11 protein-coding genes and 1 riboswitch are annotated in these 13,855 nt (G+C 45.7%); of the genes, 7 read left to right on the forward strand and 4 right to left on the reverse strand.

Features of this window, described 5'->3' with window-relative positions; all coding sequences use genetic code 11:
* Positions 1–24 precede the first annotated feature (24 nt).
* From RIG68_RS00435 to pnuC, 4 genes are all read right to left on the reverse strand, one after another.
* Positions 25–1,092: a DUF6687 family protein gene (locus RIG68_RS00435; protein WP_350117680.1), complete on the reverse strand. Its 1,068-nt coding sequence runs from the start codon at positions 1,090–1,092 to the stop codon at positions 25–27.
* On the reverse strand, positions 1,092–3,563 hold the full coding sequence (locus RIG68_RS00440) for a TonB-dependent receptor (RefSeq protein ID WP_350117682.1): 2,472 nt from the start codon (positions 3,561–3,563) through the stop codon (positions 1,092–1,094). The genes RIG68_RS00435 and RIG68_RS00440 overlap by 1 nt, the downstream gene beginning before the upstream one ends.
* A gap of 53 nt (positions 3,564–3,616) precedes the next feature.
* Positions 3,617–3,732: riboswitch (TPP riboswitch) on the reverse strand.
* 73 nt (positions 3,733–3,805) lie between these two features.
* Positions 3,806–4,321, reverse strand: a complete 516-nt coding sequence (locus tag RIG68_RS00445; protein ID WP_350117684.1) for an AAA family ATPase — start codon at positions 4,319–4,321, stop codon at positions 3,806–3,808.
* Positions 4,318–4,935, reverse strand: a complete 618-nt coding sequence (gene pnuC, locus RIG68_RS00450; protein ID WP_350117686.1) for a nicotinamide riboside transporter PnuC — start codon at positions 4,933–4,935, stop codon at positions 4,318–4,320. Before pnuC ends, RIG68_RS00445 begins: the two co-directional genes overlap by 4 nt.
* 108 nt (positions 4,936–5,043) lie before the next feature.
* Here pnuC and guaB point away from each other — a divergent pair, with 108 nt between their 5' ends.
* From guaB to RIG68_RS00485, 7 genes are all read left to right on the forward strand, one after another.
* On the forward strand, positions 5,044–6,516 hold the full coding sequence (guaB, locus tag RIG68_RS00455) for an IMP dehydrogenase (protein ID WP_151997745.1): 1,473 nt from the start codon (positions 5,044–5,046) through the stop codon (positions 6,514–6,516).
* 108 nt (positions 6,517–6,624) lie between these two features.
* Complete coding sequence (locus tag RIG68_RS00460) at positions 6,625–8,724, forward strand: GAF domain-containing SpoIIE family protein phosphatase (protein WP_350072963.1); 2,100 nt, start codon at positions 6,625–6,627, stop codon at positions 8,722–8,724.
* A complete protein-coding gene (locus RIG68_RS00465; protein ID WP_151997747.1) occupies positions 8,721–9,065 on the forward strand; it encodes an STAS domain-containing protein in 345 nt (114 codons plus the stop codon). Before RIG68_RS00460 ends, RIG68_RS00465 begins: the two co-directional genes overlap by 4 nt.
* Positions 9,055–9,471 carry an ATP-binding protein gene (locus tag RIG68_RS00470; protein WP_151997748.1) on the forward strand — a complete coding sequence of 139 codons (417 nt, stop codon included), beginning with the start codon at positions 9,055–9,057 and terminating at the stop codon, positions 9,469–9,471. Before RIG68_RS00465 ends, RIG68_RS00470 begins: the two co-directional genes overlap by 11 nt.
* A gap of 22 nt (positions 9,472–9,493) precedes the next feature.
* Complete coding sequence (locus RIG68_RS00475) at positions 9,494–11,662, forward strand: peptidylprolyl isomerase (protein WP_350117688.1); 2,169 nt, start codon at positions 9,494–9,496, stop codon at positions 11,660–11,662.
* Entirely contained in the window at positions 11,652–12,527 is an 876-nt protein-coding gene (locus RIG68_RS00480; protein WP_350117690.1) for a peptidyl-prolyl cis-trans isomerase, read from the forward strand. The genes RIG68_RS00475 and RIG68_RS00480 overlap by 11 nt, the downstream gene beginning before the upstream one ends.
* Positions 12,502–13,854: a peptidylprolyl isomerase gene (locus tag RIG68_RS00485; protein ID WP_350072958.1), complete on the forward strand. Its 1,353-nt coding sequence runs from the start codon at positions 12,502–12,504 to the stop codon at positions 13,852–13,854. Before RIG68_RS00480 ends, RIG68_RS00485 begins: the two co-directional genes overlap by 26 nt.
* Position 13,855: the final 1 nt, after the last annotated feature.

Below are 13,855 nucleotides of genomic sequence, written 5' to 3' on the forward strand. Positions count from 1 at the left end.
TGATTGACAACGACACGAAGATGATTATTTCTTCCATGTTTTCATAAGCTCGTCGTTCACTTGTCGAATCTCCTGCCAGGCCCATATTTCCTTTGGCTCTGTTGACTGGTAAGCGTGGCGGTAAAAAGAAACGATAGTGTTTTCTAGCAACTCCGGATGAATAGACGACGAATAGAACTGCCTGTTAAAAGGGTGATCGAAACGTATTTCCTTGTCTTTGATCGAAGGGCCAAGACGAAGAATAGGCCCGGTGTCTGTCACATCGGCACCTGTCCACTTTTCACCGCAAGTTTCCAAACCATTTAGCTTTTCAATGAGTAGCTGAAAGTTAATCCTGGGGTACGGGTTTCGGCCGTAGGCGTCTACCCATGTCGTGTATTTATACTCTAACTCATACAGGTTTTCCGGGTAAATGGTCAGCACCATGTCTGCCTGCGCCGACTTTCCAAAAAGAGCATAATAATGAAGTGGCCTTGGAGCACGAACCACCAACAGCCTTATGTCTTCATAGAACTTCAAACTACCCTGATTGGCCAATAGCGATAAGTGCTGTCTGACCATCTCATATTCCTCTTCCCAATCGGCTCGAAACACCTCCGGGTCATTCAAAACTTTTTCAAACGCTGACAAAAAGAAGATGTACTTTTCAACACATGCCTCCTCTTCCAAATAAGCTTTTCCGAAAGGGGCATAAAACTTTTTCTTTTCTACGCTATTCAGCCATGCCACAAGTTTCAGCGCCTGATCAGCAAACGCTCCATCTTTCGGGAGCTCCCTGAAATCGCCAAGCAAAGCCATTGCCTTTAACAACTGCTGGTGCATTAGCGCCAGTTTCGGGTTCAGCAGCGACCAAATGCCAATAAACCCATCGACATCAAAGTGGTTATTGGTGACAAACCTCGCTTCAACTGGAACGGCGCCTTTTACCACAGCATTGATAGCAATGGCAGCACTGGTGTCCTCGGCCAGTTCAGCAGGAGGGCCTGCTCCCCTCCAGTGGCTCAAATTGAGCCTGCCTGGAAGGAAGCAGTCTACTCCAATCACCTGATGGTGATCAAGTTTTTTGGCTTCAGCAAACGGTATGAACTCCATTAAAACCTCACAGATAAAGCTGCCAGAAAGTTCCTCGTTGCCTGAGGATAATAGTAGTTTTCTCGCACCTCATAAGCTCCCCCGAAGTACCCGAAGGTATATCCATTGGAAGAGTATAGCGTGCTGAATACGTTGTTCACCAGCAAGCTGAGCCCTATCCTGTCTACCCAGGCCGGCTTCCACTCATAGGTAAAGCGAAGGTCATTCACAAAGTAAGGATCGATAGACCGGGACTCCATATGTGTGTTGTCCATGTATTGGCGGCCAACATACTTGGTAAGCAGCCCTGCTTCAAAGGCCGGGAACGGGCGGTAGAAAAGCTGAGACCCTGCAATGACATTGGGAGAGAAAGAGATGTCAGTGTCGTTATAAACATTTCTGATCTCGTTGTATTCGTCAAAGTTGGTGCCGTAGTCGTAAAGCACTTCTGTGAACTCCTTGATCTTGTTTCTGCTCAGCGTCAGATTGGCATTCCAGGTTAGCTGGTTGGTTAGCTGTAAAGAGCCCTGTAGTTCGATACCTGCCCTGTGGCTGTCGGCTACATTGGTACGGACGGACGAGCCTACGTCGTTAACCTCGCCAGTCAATACCAACTGATCTTTGTAGTCCATCAGATAGAAGTTGGCACCAGCCGAGTAGCGCTCACCGGCCGTTTTGTATCCAGCTTCCCAGTTGCCCAGCATCTCAGGCGACGGCACTTTTCCAGCAGGAGCATCGATGAAGTCGCTTCGAATTGGCTCTCTGTGTGCCACACTGTAGGAGGCATAAAGCTGGGAAGTCCCCTCAAGGGCATAAGTAAGGCCTGCCTTTGGATTAAAAAAGAAGAAATTCTTGTCCACATCAATAGCGGCCTGGTCGCTGTCAACCCCTTCGGCAGTGTAGCCAATCGTACGAATTTGCAGATCGCCGTAGGCATTCAACCTGTCGGTAAGTTGATAGTTGGCTTTCAGGTAGCTATTGAAGTCCTTCTTCAGCGCATTGCTTTGGTAATACCTGTCTCTGATTTCGGAATTGCTTGCATACCTGGCCCAAATGATCTCGCCAAAGTGATCTCCATCATACACGTTGAGGCCTCCGCCCAACGTTGTCTGCCACTTCTGGCCACTGTAGTTGATGCTATAGGTAAACCCGTAGAAATCATTGTCCAGCCAGCGACGGCGAATCAAATCTGTCGTCTCAATGGTGGTGTTTTCTGTTACGATCGGGTTGAGCCCATAGTCAGAAAAGTCGTCGCCCTCCCGGTACTGCTCATAGTAGCCCCGGCCATAAGTGTAATGCAATGCACCATTCACCGACCACTCTTTGCTCAGTTGGTGAGTCAGGTGCAGTTGGTAGTGGTCTTGCTGATAGTTATCAACCTCGTTGTCGTACTGATAGTAGTTGAAAGTGCGGCCCGAGTTGAGCAAGTTGTCTGCCTGAGCCTGCGAATACCCGTTGTTGGCGATCACTTCCTGCATACCTTCTTCGTCGTTGTTGAGCCTCGCTTCAGGCGTACCCCACCACGACTGGTAGGTTACTTCTTTGCCTCCAAAAACCAGCGCTTTCACAATGGTTTTCTTGCCGTAATACCCTCCTGAAAGGAAGTATGACTGCAAATCAGAAGACGCCCGGTCTATATAACCATCCGACGCAATTTTTGACAGCCTGCCTTCAAACGACCAGTGATCCTTGATCAAGCCGGTGTTGTACACAATGTTGTGTTTTCTTGTGCCGAACGATCCAAATGAGTTGTTGATTTCACCAAAACCTTCGGTAGAAGGCATGGAAGTTTGGAGGTTGATGGTGGCACCAAACGCCCCTGCTCCATTGGTCGAAGCACCCACGCCCCTCTGGATCTGAATATTGTTGGTAGATGACGCCAAATCGGGCGTATTGACCCAGAAAGTGCCATGCGATTCTGAATCATTGAGCGGAACTCCATTGATGGTCACATTGATCCGGGTAGCGTCGCTTCCCCTGATCCGGATACCGGTATAGCCAACTCCAGCACCTGCATCGGAGGTAGTCACCACGGATGGTGACCAGTTGACCAGCATCGGCATGTCCTGGCCAAGGTTTTGTGCCTTTATTTCCTTGTTGGAAATAGTGGAAAATGTCATCGGCGTTTTCTCATTGGCCCGTGTTGAGGACACAATGATGCCTTCATCAAGCAGCAAGTCTTTGGAAAGGCCAAAGTTCATGACTTCCTCTGTACCACCTGAAATTGCTTTCTCGACCGTTTCATACCCTACAAAAGACACTTTGATGGTCACCTGCCCTTTAGACAGTCCTGTCAGGTAGTAGTTGCCCAAATTATTGGTAGAAACTCCTTTTCCACTTTGTACAACGACCACATTAGCTCCCGGAAGGGCCTCATTCGTTTCTGCATCAGTCACTTTGCCTGAAAGCGACTGTGCACTTGCGTTCGCCGTGGCGAACACAGCCGTTAGTGCCAGCCATAAGCTGACGACCAACATTTTTTTGTTAAACATGTACTTTAAATTTTTCGGTTAAACATCAGTGGCATCAAGGGGTTTCTGCCACCTTAACGTTTCACCTCCTTTCCCTTGCGCCGGCATTACCCGGATCAGGTTCAAAGGGTATAATCTCAGCCCGAACTTATCCCGCCAACTGGCAGGTAGGGCACCCCTGGTAAAATTACGCTGCTAAGGTAAGGAAGAATTTAGGTAGGAATCAAATCGGTGAATCCGGCAGCCTGGAAAAGGAGCCAATTTCAAGCTGTCAGCGAGGCTACTTTCGCAATGGCTAATTGTAGCCTTTCTTCCTCATTCCCACTGACTAACGTATAAGGGAGACATTCCTTTTCGAGGTAGGTTTGGTAAATGTCAAAAAAATACTTTCGCATATGCGGATGCTCCCTCTGAGAGTCTTCTTCCCAGGGCATGTCAATGTCGGTCAGCAAAAAATAATCGTATTGCATCTGATCAACCTGCTCTTCAATCCAGGGGTCACATCGGCCATAACTGTGTTCACTCCACACTTTCACAACGATAAGTGTTGTGTCGCAAAACAAAAACCTGTTGGCGCTTCGAAACAACTGCTCCTCTTTCTCTTTCTGACCTTTTGCAATAGCCAGCAAATCACTTTCCTCGTACGGTCGATTAATGTCGATAAGGTATTGCCTGGCAAACTCGGGTACCCACTGTGTGTGGAAATGTGTCGCCAGCTGCTGGCTCAAAGTTGACTTGCCTGTTGATTCGGGGCCGATGATGCCTATCCTCTTAATCATACAGCCTTTTGTTTTTGTCGCTTCACATCATTTATCCAGGCGACAAGTCCCACCACGGCAATTATTGTGAAAATGAAAAACTGAAAGCTGGCCAGCAATAGCCCTTTGTAGAAGTAAAGTGGCACGGAAATCAGGTCGCCGAGAATCCAGGCGATCCAGTTCTCCACTTTCTTTTTTGCCATTAGCCACATGCCCACGATGAAAATTGCCGTCGTCAAGGAGTCCCAAAGAGGTACGTCACTGTCAGTATGCTGAGTAAGGATGTAATACCAGAATGCAAATGATCCACCCAGGAAAAAAAAGGTAATTACATTTTCCCGTCGGCTGTTATAACTCACCGGAAGCGCTTCTTCTCCAGGGTTCTTTTTACTCCAAAGAATCCATCCATACACACTCATGGCAGTGTAATAAACATTGATGGCCATGTCGGCATAAAGCTTGGCTGGAAAGCAGATATAGACAAAAATAACAGTACTTACTATTCCGGTAGGGAAAACCAAAATGTCTCTCCTCATGGAATACCACACGCTCAAAAGCCCAAAGAATACGGCTATTGCCTCCAGCCAGGTCATTTGTTGCACGCCACTCTTCAATCCTTCCAAAAACCACTCCATGCCCAAATATTCTTTCGTTAAAATTAATTTCGAACTAACCGTTCCGAATAATCTTTAATATCTTTAATTTTGCCCCGCAAATAATATCACGTAAATTATTATTTGCAAATGGCCCTCAATAACTCCAAGTTCAAGTACGAAGCGCTCACTTACGACGACGTACTATTGCTCCCAGCGTATTCTGAAGTACTTCCACGTCAGACAGATACTTCGACGCAACTTACCAGAAATATCAGACTTAATGTGCCCCTGGTGTCTGCGGCTATGGACACGGTCACCGAATATTCTCTTGCCATTGCTATGGCCTTAGAAGGCGGCCTTGGTTTCATTCACAAAAACATGTCGATAGAGGCCCAGGCCGAGCAGGTGCGAAAAGTGAAGCGCTCTCAAAGTGGCATGATCCTCGATCCCATCACGCTTGATGTGAACTCGACAGTAGGCGATGCCGTCGCTATCATGCGTGAATTCAAGATTGGGGGTATTCCGGTCATTGACGGAGATCGAAAACTGGTAGGCATCATTACCAACCGGGATTTGCGCTTTCAGAAAAAAATGAACGTGCCGGTAAAGGACGTAATGACCACAGGTAAGCTGATTACTGCAGATGTGGGCATCGACCTTGCGCAGGCTGAGGATATTTTGCAGGAGTTTAAAATTGAGAAGCTTCCCATCGTCGACAAGTCGGGCAGACTGAGTGGCTTAATTACCTATAAAGACATTTTAAAGAAAAAGGATCGTCCATACGCATGTAAGGATGAGTTTGGCAGGCTGAGAGTAGGAGCTGCGGTGGGCGTTACAGAGGACATTTTGGATCGGGTCGATTTGTTGATAAAAGCGGGCGTTGATGTGATCAGTATCGATACCGCACATGGCCATTCAAAGGGGGTTATTGACACCGCCAAAAGGGTGAAGAAGGCCTATCCCGACCTTGATATGATTGTCGGAAACATTGCTACTGGCGAAGCGGCCAAAGCGCTTGTTGATGCAGGTGCCGACGCCGTGAAGGTAGGCGTTGGCCCTGGCAGTATCTGCACCACCAGAATCATAGCTGGTGTGGGCGTACCTCAGCTATCAGCAGTGGTAGAGTCCGCAGAGGCTATCAAGGGCAGCGGGGTGCCAGTCATTGCCGACGGCGGCGTCCGCTTCTCTGGTGACCTGGTGAAGGCCATTGCAGGTGGTGCCAGCAGCATCATGATTGGGTCGCTACTGGCTGGGACAGAAGAGGCACCCGGGGAGATCATTATTTACGAAGGAAGGAAATTCAAGACATACAGAGGAATGGGCTCAGTCGAAGCCATGGAAAGTGGCTCAAAAGACCGTTACTTCCAGGATGCTGAGGACGACGTGAAGAAACTGGTGCCGGAAGGTATTGTTGGCCGTGTTCCTTTCAAAGGCCTGGTGTCGGAAGTTCTATACCAACTCGTTGGCGGACTGAAGGCGGGCATGGGCTATTGTGGTGCTGCTGGCATCGAAGACTTGCAGAAAGCCCATTTTGTGAAAATTACTGCCGCTGGTGTGCGTGAAAGTCATCCGCATGATATTGCCGTCACCAGAGAGGCTCCCAATTATTCGTCGAGATAATAATTATCACCATAGCATAATAAAAGCTGTCTTTGGGCAGCTTTTATATTTTTACAGTAATTAGTGATTTATTTAAATTGCCCTGTCAAACAGGTGTAACACTATTGGATGTTGTCGAACAAAAGCATCGTCAGACTTAGCATAGCCTTCGGAATTATATTCTGGACGTTGCTGCTATTGACCAACCTGTCGATCCTTTTCGATCAGAAGAACAACGCCTCATTGGGTATACCCCAGTTTTTACCCCACGCTTTTCTCATCCTTTTTATCTTGTCTGTTGGCGTTTATTATCGCTACAGCATTGGCAAGGCAGAGAGCATCAATTTCATCGATCTGTTGTGGCGGGTATTTGTAACGGGGCTCCTTACTACCATCGTTTCACTGTCGATCAAGTTCTTTTTCTATGTTTTTGGAGGCTCTATGCTCACCAAGAATATCCTGCTGATCAACTTCTTTTATCTGGTCAACCTGGGACTGATCCTGGCGTTTTTGATTTCCACCTTTATCGTTTGGAAAAGGCTGATCCTTTATCAAAAATCAAAAAAACTACTCCGCACCTGGCAGTTCTTTGAATATTTTCTTTTTCTAAGTCTAGCCTTTGAGTTTTCCGGATACAAGTTATTCGACGTTCCATTTAACACAGTAATTCTCTTGCTCGTTGGCATTGGGTTGATCTTGTCTGTCAATTTGAAATGGGTCGCCTATCTCAATTTCAAGCAAAAGTGGAAAAGCATCTTGTTTCTGCTGCTGGTCATCATTTATCTGTGGTACTTCTTCATGAGCCTGGTTGGATATTCCAACGAGTCCGTGCTCATTACTGACCTGCTGAACAATGTTTTTGTACTGGCTGTCTTCGCCTTCATCTTCATTTATTCAGTTTTTTCAGTCCTTGTCATCCTGTTTAACCTTCCCACGTCATCTGTTTTTGAGAGCAAGCTTGAAGAGGTAATAAATTTTCAGCGGCTGAGCCAGACCATCCCAACCGGACAAAAGGAAGAACAGGTCTTCGAAATACTGCTTGATAGTGCTGTAAGCGCTGTGTTTGCCGACGCTGCCTGGCTAGAAGTGACTGATGCCAAAGCTGGCAAGCAGGAGTTGCTGGTAAGAAACCTCAACCCAGACCTCATTGATAAAATAAAGGAGGCGGCTCAAAACAGCACGCTCAAACGCATCCTCAATTCCGAACTTGAACGGAACCCTACCAGTCAAAAGCTAACTGCTACGCTGAAAAAGGTGCCCTTCAAGTCAATACTGGTTTATCCGATCATTGTTAAAAACGAGCAAATAGGGACACTTGCCTTGCTAAAAGAGGTCGATGACTCCTTCAACAAGGAAATGATCGACATCATTAACACCTATGTGAATCAGGCGAGTATTTCGATTGAAAACTTTCGCCTGTTAAACGAGGCCCTGGAAAACGAACGGTACAAGGAAGAGCTGAAAATTGCCTCCCGGGTTCAAAAAAGCCTTTTACCTCAAACGCTGGATAAAAACCACGACTATAACATCACGGCATTTTCTATGGCTGCCGATGAAGTAGGGGGCGATTATTACGACACCTTTCGCATCAACGACAATAAAGTAGCCCTTATCATAGCCGACGTTTCCGGCAAAGGCACGTCAGCCGCCTTCCATATGAGCCAGATGAAGGGGATTTTCCACAGCCTTGCCCAGCTCGACCTGGAGCCGAAGGAGTTTATGGTACAAGCCAACAGTGCATTAAGTAGGTGCCTTGAAAAAACCTCGTTTATTACTGCTTCCTATTTCATTATTGATACAAAAAGTAAAATCGTCAGGTTCACCAGAGCAGGGCACTGCCCAACTTTATATCTGGATGGCCGTACAAGGGAGACCAGCTTCTTCAAAAATAAGGGTCTGGGGTTGGGGATATTACGAAACTCTTCCTTCGAAGACTATGTTCAGGTTAATGAGTTCTACTATAAGCCGGAGGATGTGTTTGTGTTATACACTGACGGTATTACGGAAGCCACTAATCAGAACCAGGAGGAATTTGGCTACGATCGCCTCCGCACCTCTCTACTTAAGCATGCTAACCTATCGCCCGACAAAATAAAGGACGGGATCATTGATGATTTATACGATTTCTGTGGAAAACGATCGTTGGACGATGATTATACCATGCTCATCGTAAAGTTCACTGGGCATGAAAACGTTAAAAGTGTTGAATCCGTAAAAACTAAAAAATGATTGAAATCTCTACAGCAGAAGACAAAGAGTATGTGTGCATTAGCGTTGGAGGCGAAGTGGATGCAAGTTCATCTATTCAGCTCGATGCAACCATCCAGAACGCTGTATCTGATGGCTTCAAAAAAATAATGATCGACTGCTCTGGGCTTAACTATATTTCTTCTGCAGGACTGGGAGTATTTATGTCGTACATACAAGAACTGGAAATAAAGGAAATTAACATGGTTATTTTCGGCTTGCAGGACAAGGTTTTCCATGTTTTTCAAATTTTGGGTCTCGATCAGCTTTTAAAAATTGTTGATGACGAAAAGTCCGCTAAGGGTTTATTAAATGTTATATAATTATAAGGCATCGTGCAGTACTGATAAACTTCAGGAGATTCGTCAATTCGTTGACGATTTGCTGAGGCAGCATGGCCTTTCCGATGTGGAAAGTCACAAGGTTGTGCTTGCTGTGGACGAGGTGTGCGCTAACCTTATCATTCATTCCCATGGGTGCGATGCCAACGAGTCGATTGAAATTTCGGTCGAATTCAAAGCAGATAAAACGACAGTATTCGAAATAAAAGACCACGGTGAGGCATTCAACATGGCTCAGTACAAAGAGCCCTCGCTGTCAGATATTATCAGAACCAAGAAAAAGGGAGGCATTGGCCTGATGCTCGTTAACCGGATCATGGATAAAATCGAATTCTACCAGTCCAATGGTTACAATGTTTGCAGACTCACGAAGGATTTTAACAAATAGTCAAAACACCTCGAACAGAATAATGAAGCCCAAGGGAGTCCTTTTTGCCTTTTTCATTTTTTCATTTGGTCTATCCAATCCGTTACTCTCCCAGAAAGATGATCACCTATTTCAGATTGGTGACGAAACCTTTTCGACAGACGAGTTTCTCTATGCCTTCAACAAAAACCGGCAGGCGACTTCCGGGTCTTTCACAGAGAAAGAACTTGACGACTACTTCAAGCTCTATGTCAATTTCCGGCTCAAGGTAAAGGAGGCAAAAGCACTTGGTTATGATAAAAAGCCAGCATTTGTTGAGGAAATGGCTGGCTACAAAAAACAATTGGCAAAACCTTACCTGACCGAAAACCTCATTAACGAGGAGCTGGTCAGAGAAGCTTACAGCCGCACCCTTGAGGAGGTGGAGGCTTCCCATATTCTCATAGAAGTACCAGCGAATGCCTCACCCGAAGATACCCTCAAAGCATACAACCTACTCCTTGACATCAAAAAAAGGGTAGGTAATGGAGAATCATTTGCCACCCTGGCCAAACAATATTCGCAAGATCCGTCGGCTGCGCAAAACAATGGCTATTTGGGTTATTTTGGAGCCTTCCAAATGGTGTACCCCTTCGAAAATGCGGCCTTTAAAACAGCGCCCGGAAAAGTATCTGACCCGTTCAAAACATCGTTCGGTTACCACGTTGTATATGTCCATTCAAGGCGAAAAGCCCTGGGGTCTATTAAACTCGCCCATATATTCTTCAAAATGAATGCCGATTCAACATTGGCGTACACCAGGGCTACGGAGGTAAAAGCAAAACTCGACAAAGGTGAAGACTGGAACACCTTGGTAGCACAATACAGCGACGAAGCCTCCAACAAAAGCAAAGGTGGAGAACTACCCTGGCTAACCTTTAGGCAGCTACCAGCATCATTTTATACGGCGGCAAGTGGTTTGAACAAGCCCGGCGACATTTCTGAGCCTCTCAAGGCACAAAATGGGTGGCACATCATCAAACTGGTGGAGAGAAAGCCAGTACCACCTTTGGAAGAAGTGAGGGCAATGATCGAATCACGCATTTCGGGCGACGACCGTGCCTCCAGCAGAAATGATCAAACTGTTGATAGTTTGATCAGTCGCCTAAACGTGAAGGTTTTTGTTGAGCAGAAAGAAGCCGCCTTCTCACTGCTGGATGGCAGGCTCACTGAGGGCAATTGGTCTTACGATGCCGGAGGCTCTGAATTGAAAAAAGTTTTGTTTAGCGCAGCCGAGACCCAATTGACAACTGAAGATTTCTTTAGGTATGTGGAGGTAAACCAAAAGAAAAGCAGCCACCTAACGGCTGAAAAATATGCTGCTGAGCTTTGGGACGATTTCTTACTCGAGAAACTGGAAGACATCGAGCTCCAGCAACTCTATGCCACTAATCCAGCTTACCGGTTTTTGTACAATGAGTACTTTGATGGCACTCTGCTGTTTGAGGTCATGAATGAAAAGGTGTGGCAGATGGCAAACACCGATACGGTGGGCTTGAACAACTTTTTCTCAGAGCACAGGGATGATTATATATGGAATGAACGGGCAGAGATATTGAGCATTGAAGGTGAAAAACAAGTGCTGGAAAGCCTGATGGGTTCTTCCATCGACACATTGTTTCTTTTAAGAAAGTACACCGTTGGCACCTCACCAGAATGGGAAGTAACAAAGGCTGGTCTTGCAGAGGTATTCAGTTCGATTGACACCTTAGGCCTGTTCATTTACGCAAACAAAAAATCCACTCAGGAAATAAAGACGGCATTTCCCGAGGTGGTGTCAAGGGTCGGCTTTATCGAAGATGAAATCAACTCCTCGCAAATTGAATTGCTCACCCGATCAAAAAGTGTGTTGGAAAAATATTTCAATGGCCCGGATACGCTATCTTTGAAGGTTTCAAATACTCTACTTGAGAAAGACAACAATCTGGTTCCCAAAGAATACTGGAAGGCGGGGATTCATTTCGTCAACGACGGCGCCTTCTCGAGGATAATGTATATAAGGAATATACAGCAGTCTGCCCGAAAAGATCTGGTAGAGGTCAAAGGCAAAGTGGTTTCAGATTACCAGGAATTTCTGGAAACCACGTGGCTAAATGAGCTGAAGGCAAAGTACCCGGTAAAGGTGAACGGCAGGGCTTGGAAAAATGTAGTAAAACAACTTAATGAAAATTAGATACCTTCCTTTTATTCTCTTCGTTTCTCTACTGCATAGCTGCGAGTTCATAAAGCTAAAATCAGGAGAGGAAGCTAATGTTCAGGAAATTCCGGTAGCACGTGTGTTTGACACTTACCTCTATAAAGCGGACCTCACGGGAATTGCTCCTGAAAATTTATCTCCTGAAGACAGTGTCAAGCTTGTTGAGAAGTACGTTGATGGTTGGATAAAAAAACAACTCATGATTGCCAAGGCGTCTTCGAAGATAGAATTCAACGAAGCAGAAATCGAACGCAAAGTGCTTGACTATAAATATGCCCTCATGGTGCATGAGTTTGAAAAATATGAGATCAGCAGGCGCCTTAGCAAGGAGGTTTCTGAGCAGGAAATACAAACCTATTACGATGATAAGTTTGAGAACTTTCTGCTGAAGCAGAATATTATCAAGTGCCTCTTTGTCAAAATTCCCAAGGAGGCCCCACGAATTTCACGAATCCGGGGTCTGTTAAGAAGTTACCCCGACTCCGACATGGAAGAAATCAAGTCATATTGCTTCAGGTTTGCAATATCCTCCTCACTTGAGGACAACGCCTGGCTCAACTTTGATGAGGTGGTGAAAAGCACGCCGCTTGCCACCATTCCCAACAAAGTTCAGTTTTTGCGGGATAATTCTTTCGTCGAGTCGTCGGATGACAAATTTATTTACTTCATAAAACTGCTTGAATACAAAATCTCTGATCAGGTTTCTCCGTTGGAGTTTATCAGAGAAGACATAGTTAATATTATTCTTAATAAGCGTAAAATTGAGCTCGCTAAGAAACTGGAAGAAGAGATCATAAACGAGGCGCAACAAAACGATGAATTTGAAATTTACAGGAACTAGAATATTCGCACTTTCACTGGCTTTGACTGCGGTGGCATCCCTGAAAGTAATGGGACAACAAACCATGGTATTGGATGAGATCATCGCTAAGGTCGATAACTATATCATATTAAGGTCGGACATGGAAAAATCCTACCTGGAAATGCTATCGAGAAACGATATTACAGGTATCACCAGATGCGACGCCTTGGAAACCCTGGTTATCAATAAAATGCTTGTAGCCAAAGCTGAAATCGACTCTGTGATGGTGGAAGATGGTGATGTGGAAAGTAATTTGGATCGCAGACTGCAATTCTTCATCAATCAGGTTGGCTCAGAGGAAAGGCTCGAAGAATTCTACGGGAAAACCATAGATCAGTTCAAAGACGAACTTCGTGAGAGCGTAAAGGAGCAGATGGTTGTGGAAAAAATGCAGGGAACCATCACCAAAGATTTGACTGTGACGCCAGCAGAAGTGAAGAAGTTTTTCAAAACCATTCCTGTCGACTCGTTACCTTTCTTCTCAACCGAAGTGACTATTGGGCAAATCGTAAAAATTCCTGAGCCTGGGGAAGTGGAAAAAGAAAAGATTCGCACGCAATTAATTTCGATCAGAAATAAAATCCTTGCCGGCGAAAGCATGGCCACACTTGCTCAGCAGTATTCTATGGATCCAAGTGTGAGGAGAAACAATGGTGAGCTCGGGTTCTTCAGACGGGGAGATTTGGCACCGGAGTTTGAAGCCACTGCGCTTAGCATGCAGCCGGGAGAGATTTCTATGCCAGTTGAAACCGACTTTGGGTTTCATATCATACAACTTGTAGAAAGAAGGGGAAACACCTACAACAGTCGGCACATCCTGATGATTCCTGTGCCCTCTCCTGCTGACATTAAAGCCTCCCGGGACTACCTGGACAGCCTAAAAACGCAAATTGAGGCAAAGACAATAACGTTTGAAAAGGCAGCGAAAGAATATAGTGATGACAAGGCGACAGCTTCCGACGGCGGTTTTCTGCTTGATGGTACCGGAGCTCCGAGAGTTTCCGTTGAAGAAATCGACCCAGTGCTTTTCTTTACTTTAGACACGATGAAGGTTGGCAACATTACTGCACCCATTGACTACAGGCTAGATGACGGGACTCAGGCTTTGAGACTGATCTACTACAAAGACAAGGTTTCGCCCCACCAGGCAAACCTGGAGCAAGATTTCCAGAAGATTTATCAGGCTACACTAAGCGCCAAAAAAAATAAGATTCTATCTGAGTGGTTTCGTAAAGCACAGGGAGATGTGTACATTGACGTTGATCCAGAATTCGACTTCTGCAATCTTTTAAAAGAGAATTACTGAT

It is taken from the genome of Imperialibacter sp. (genome assembly GCF_040222385.1).
In the GTDB taxonomy this organism is placed as follows: domain Bacteria; phylum Bacteroidota; class Bacteroidia; order Cytophagales; family Cyclobacteriaceae; genus Imperialibacter.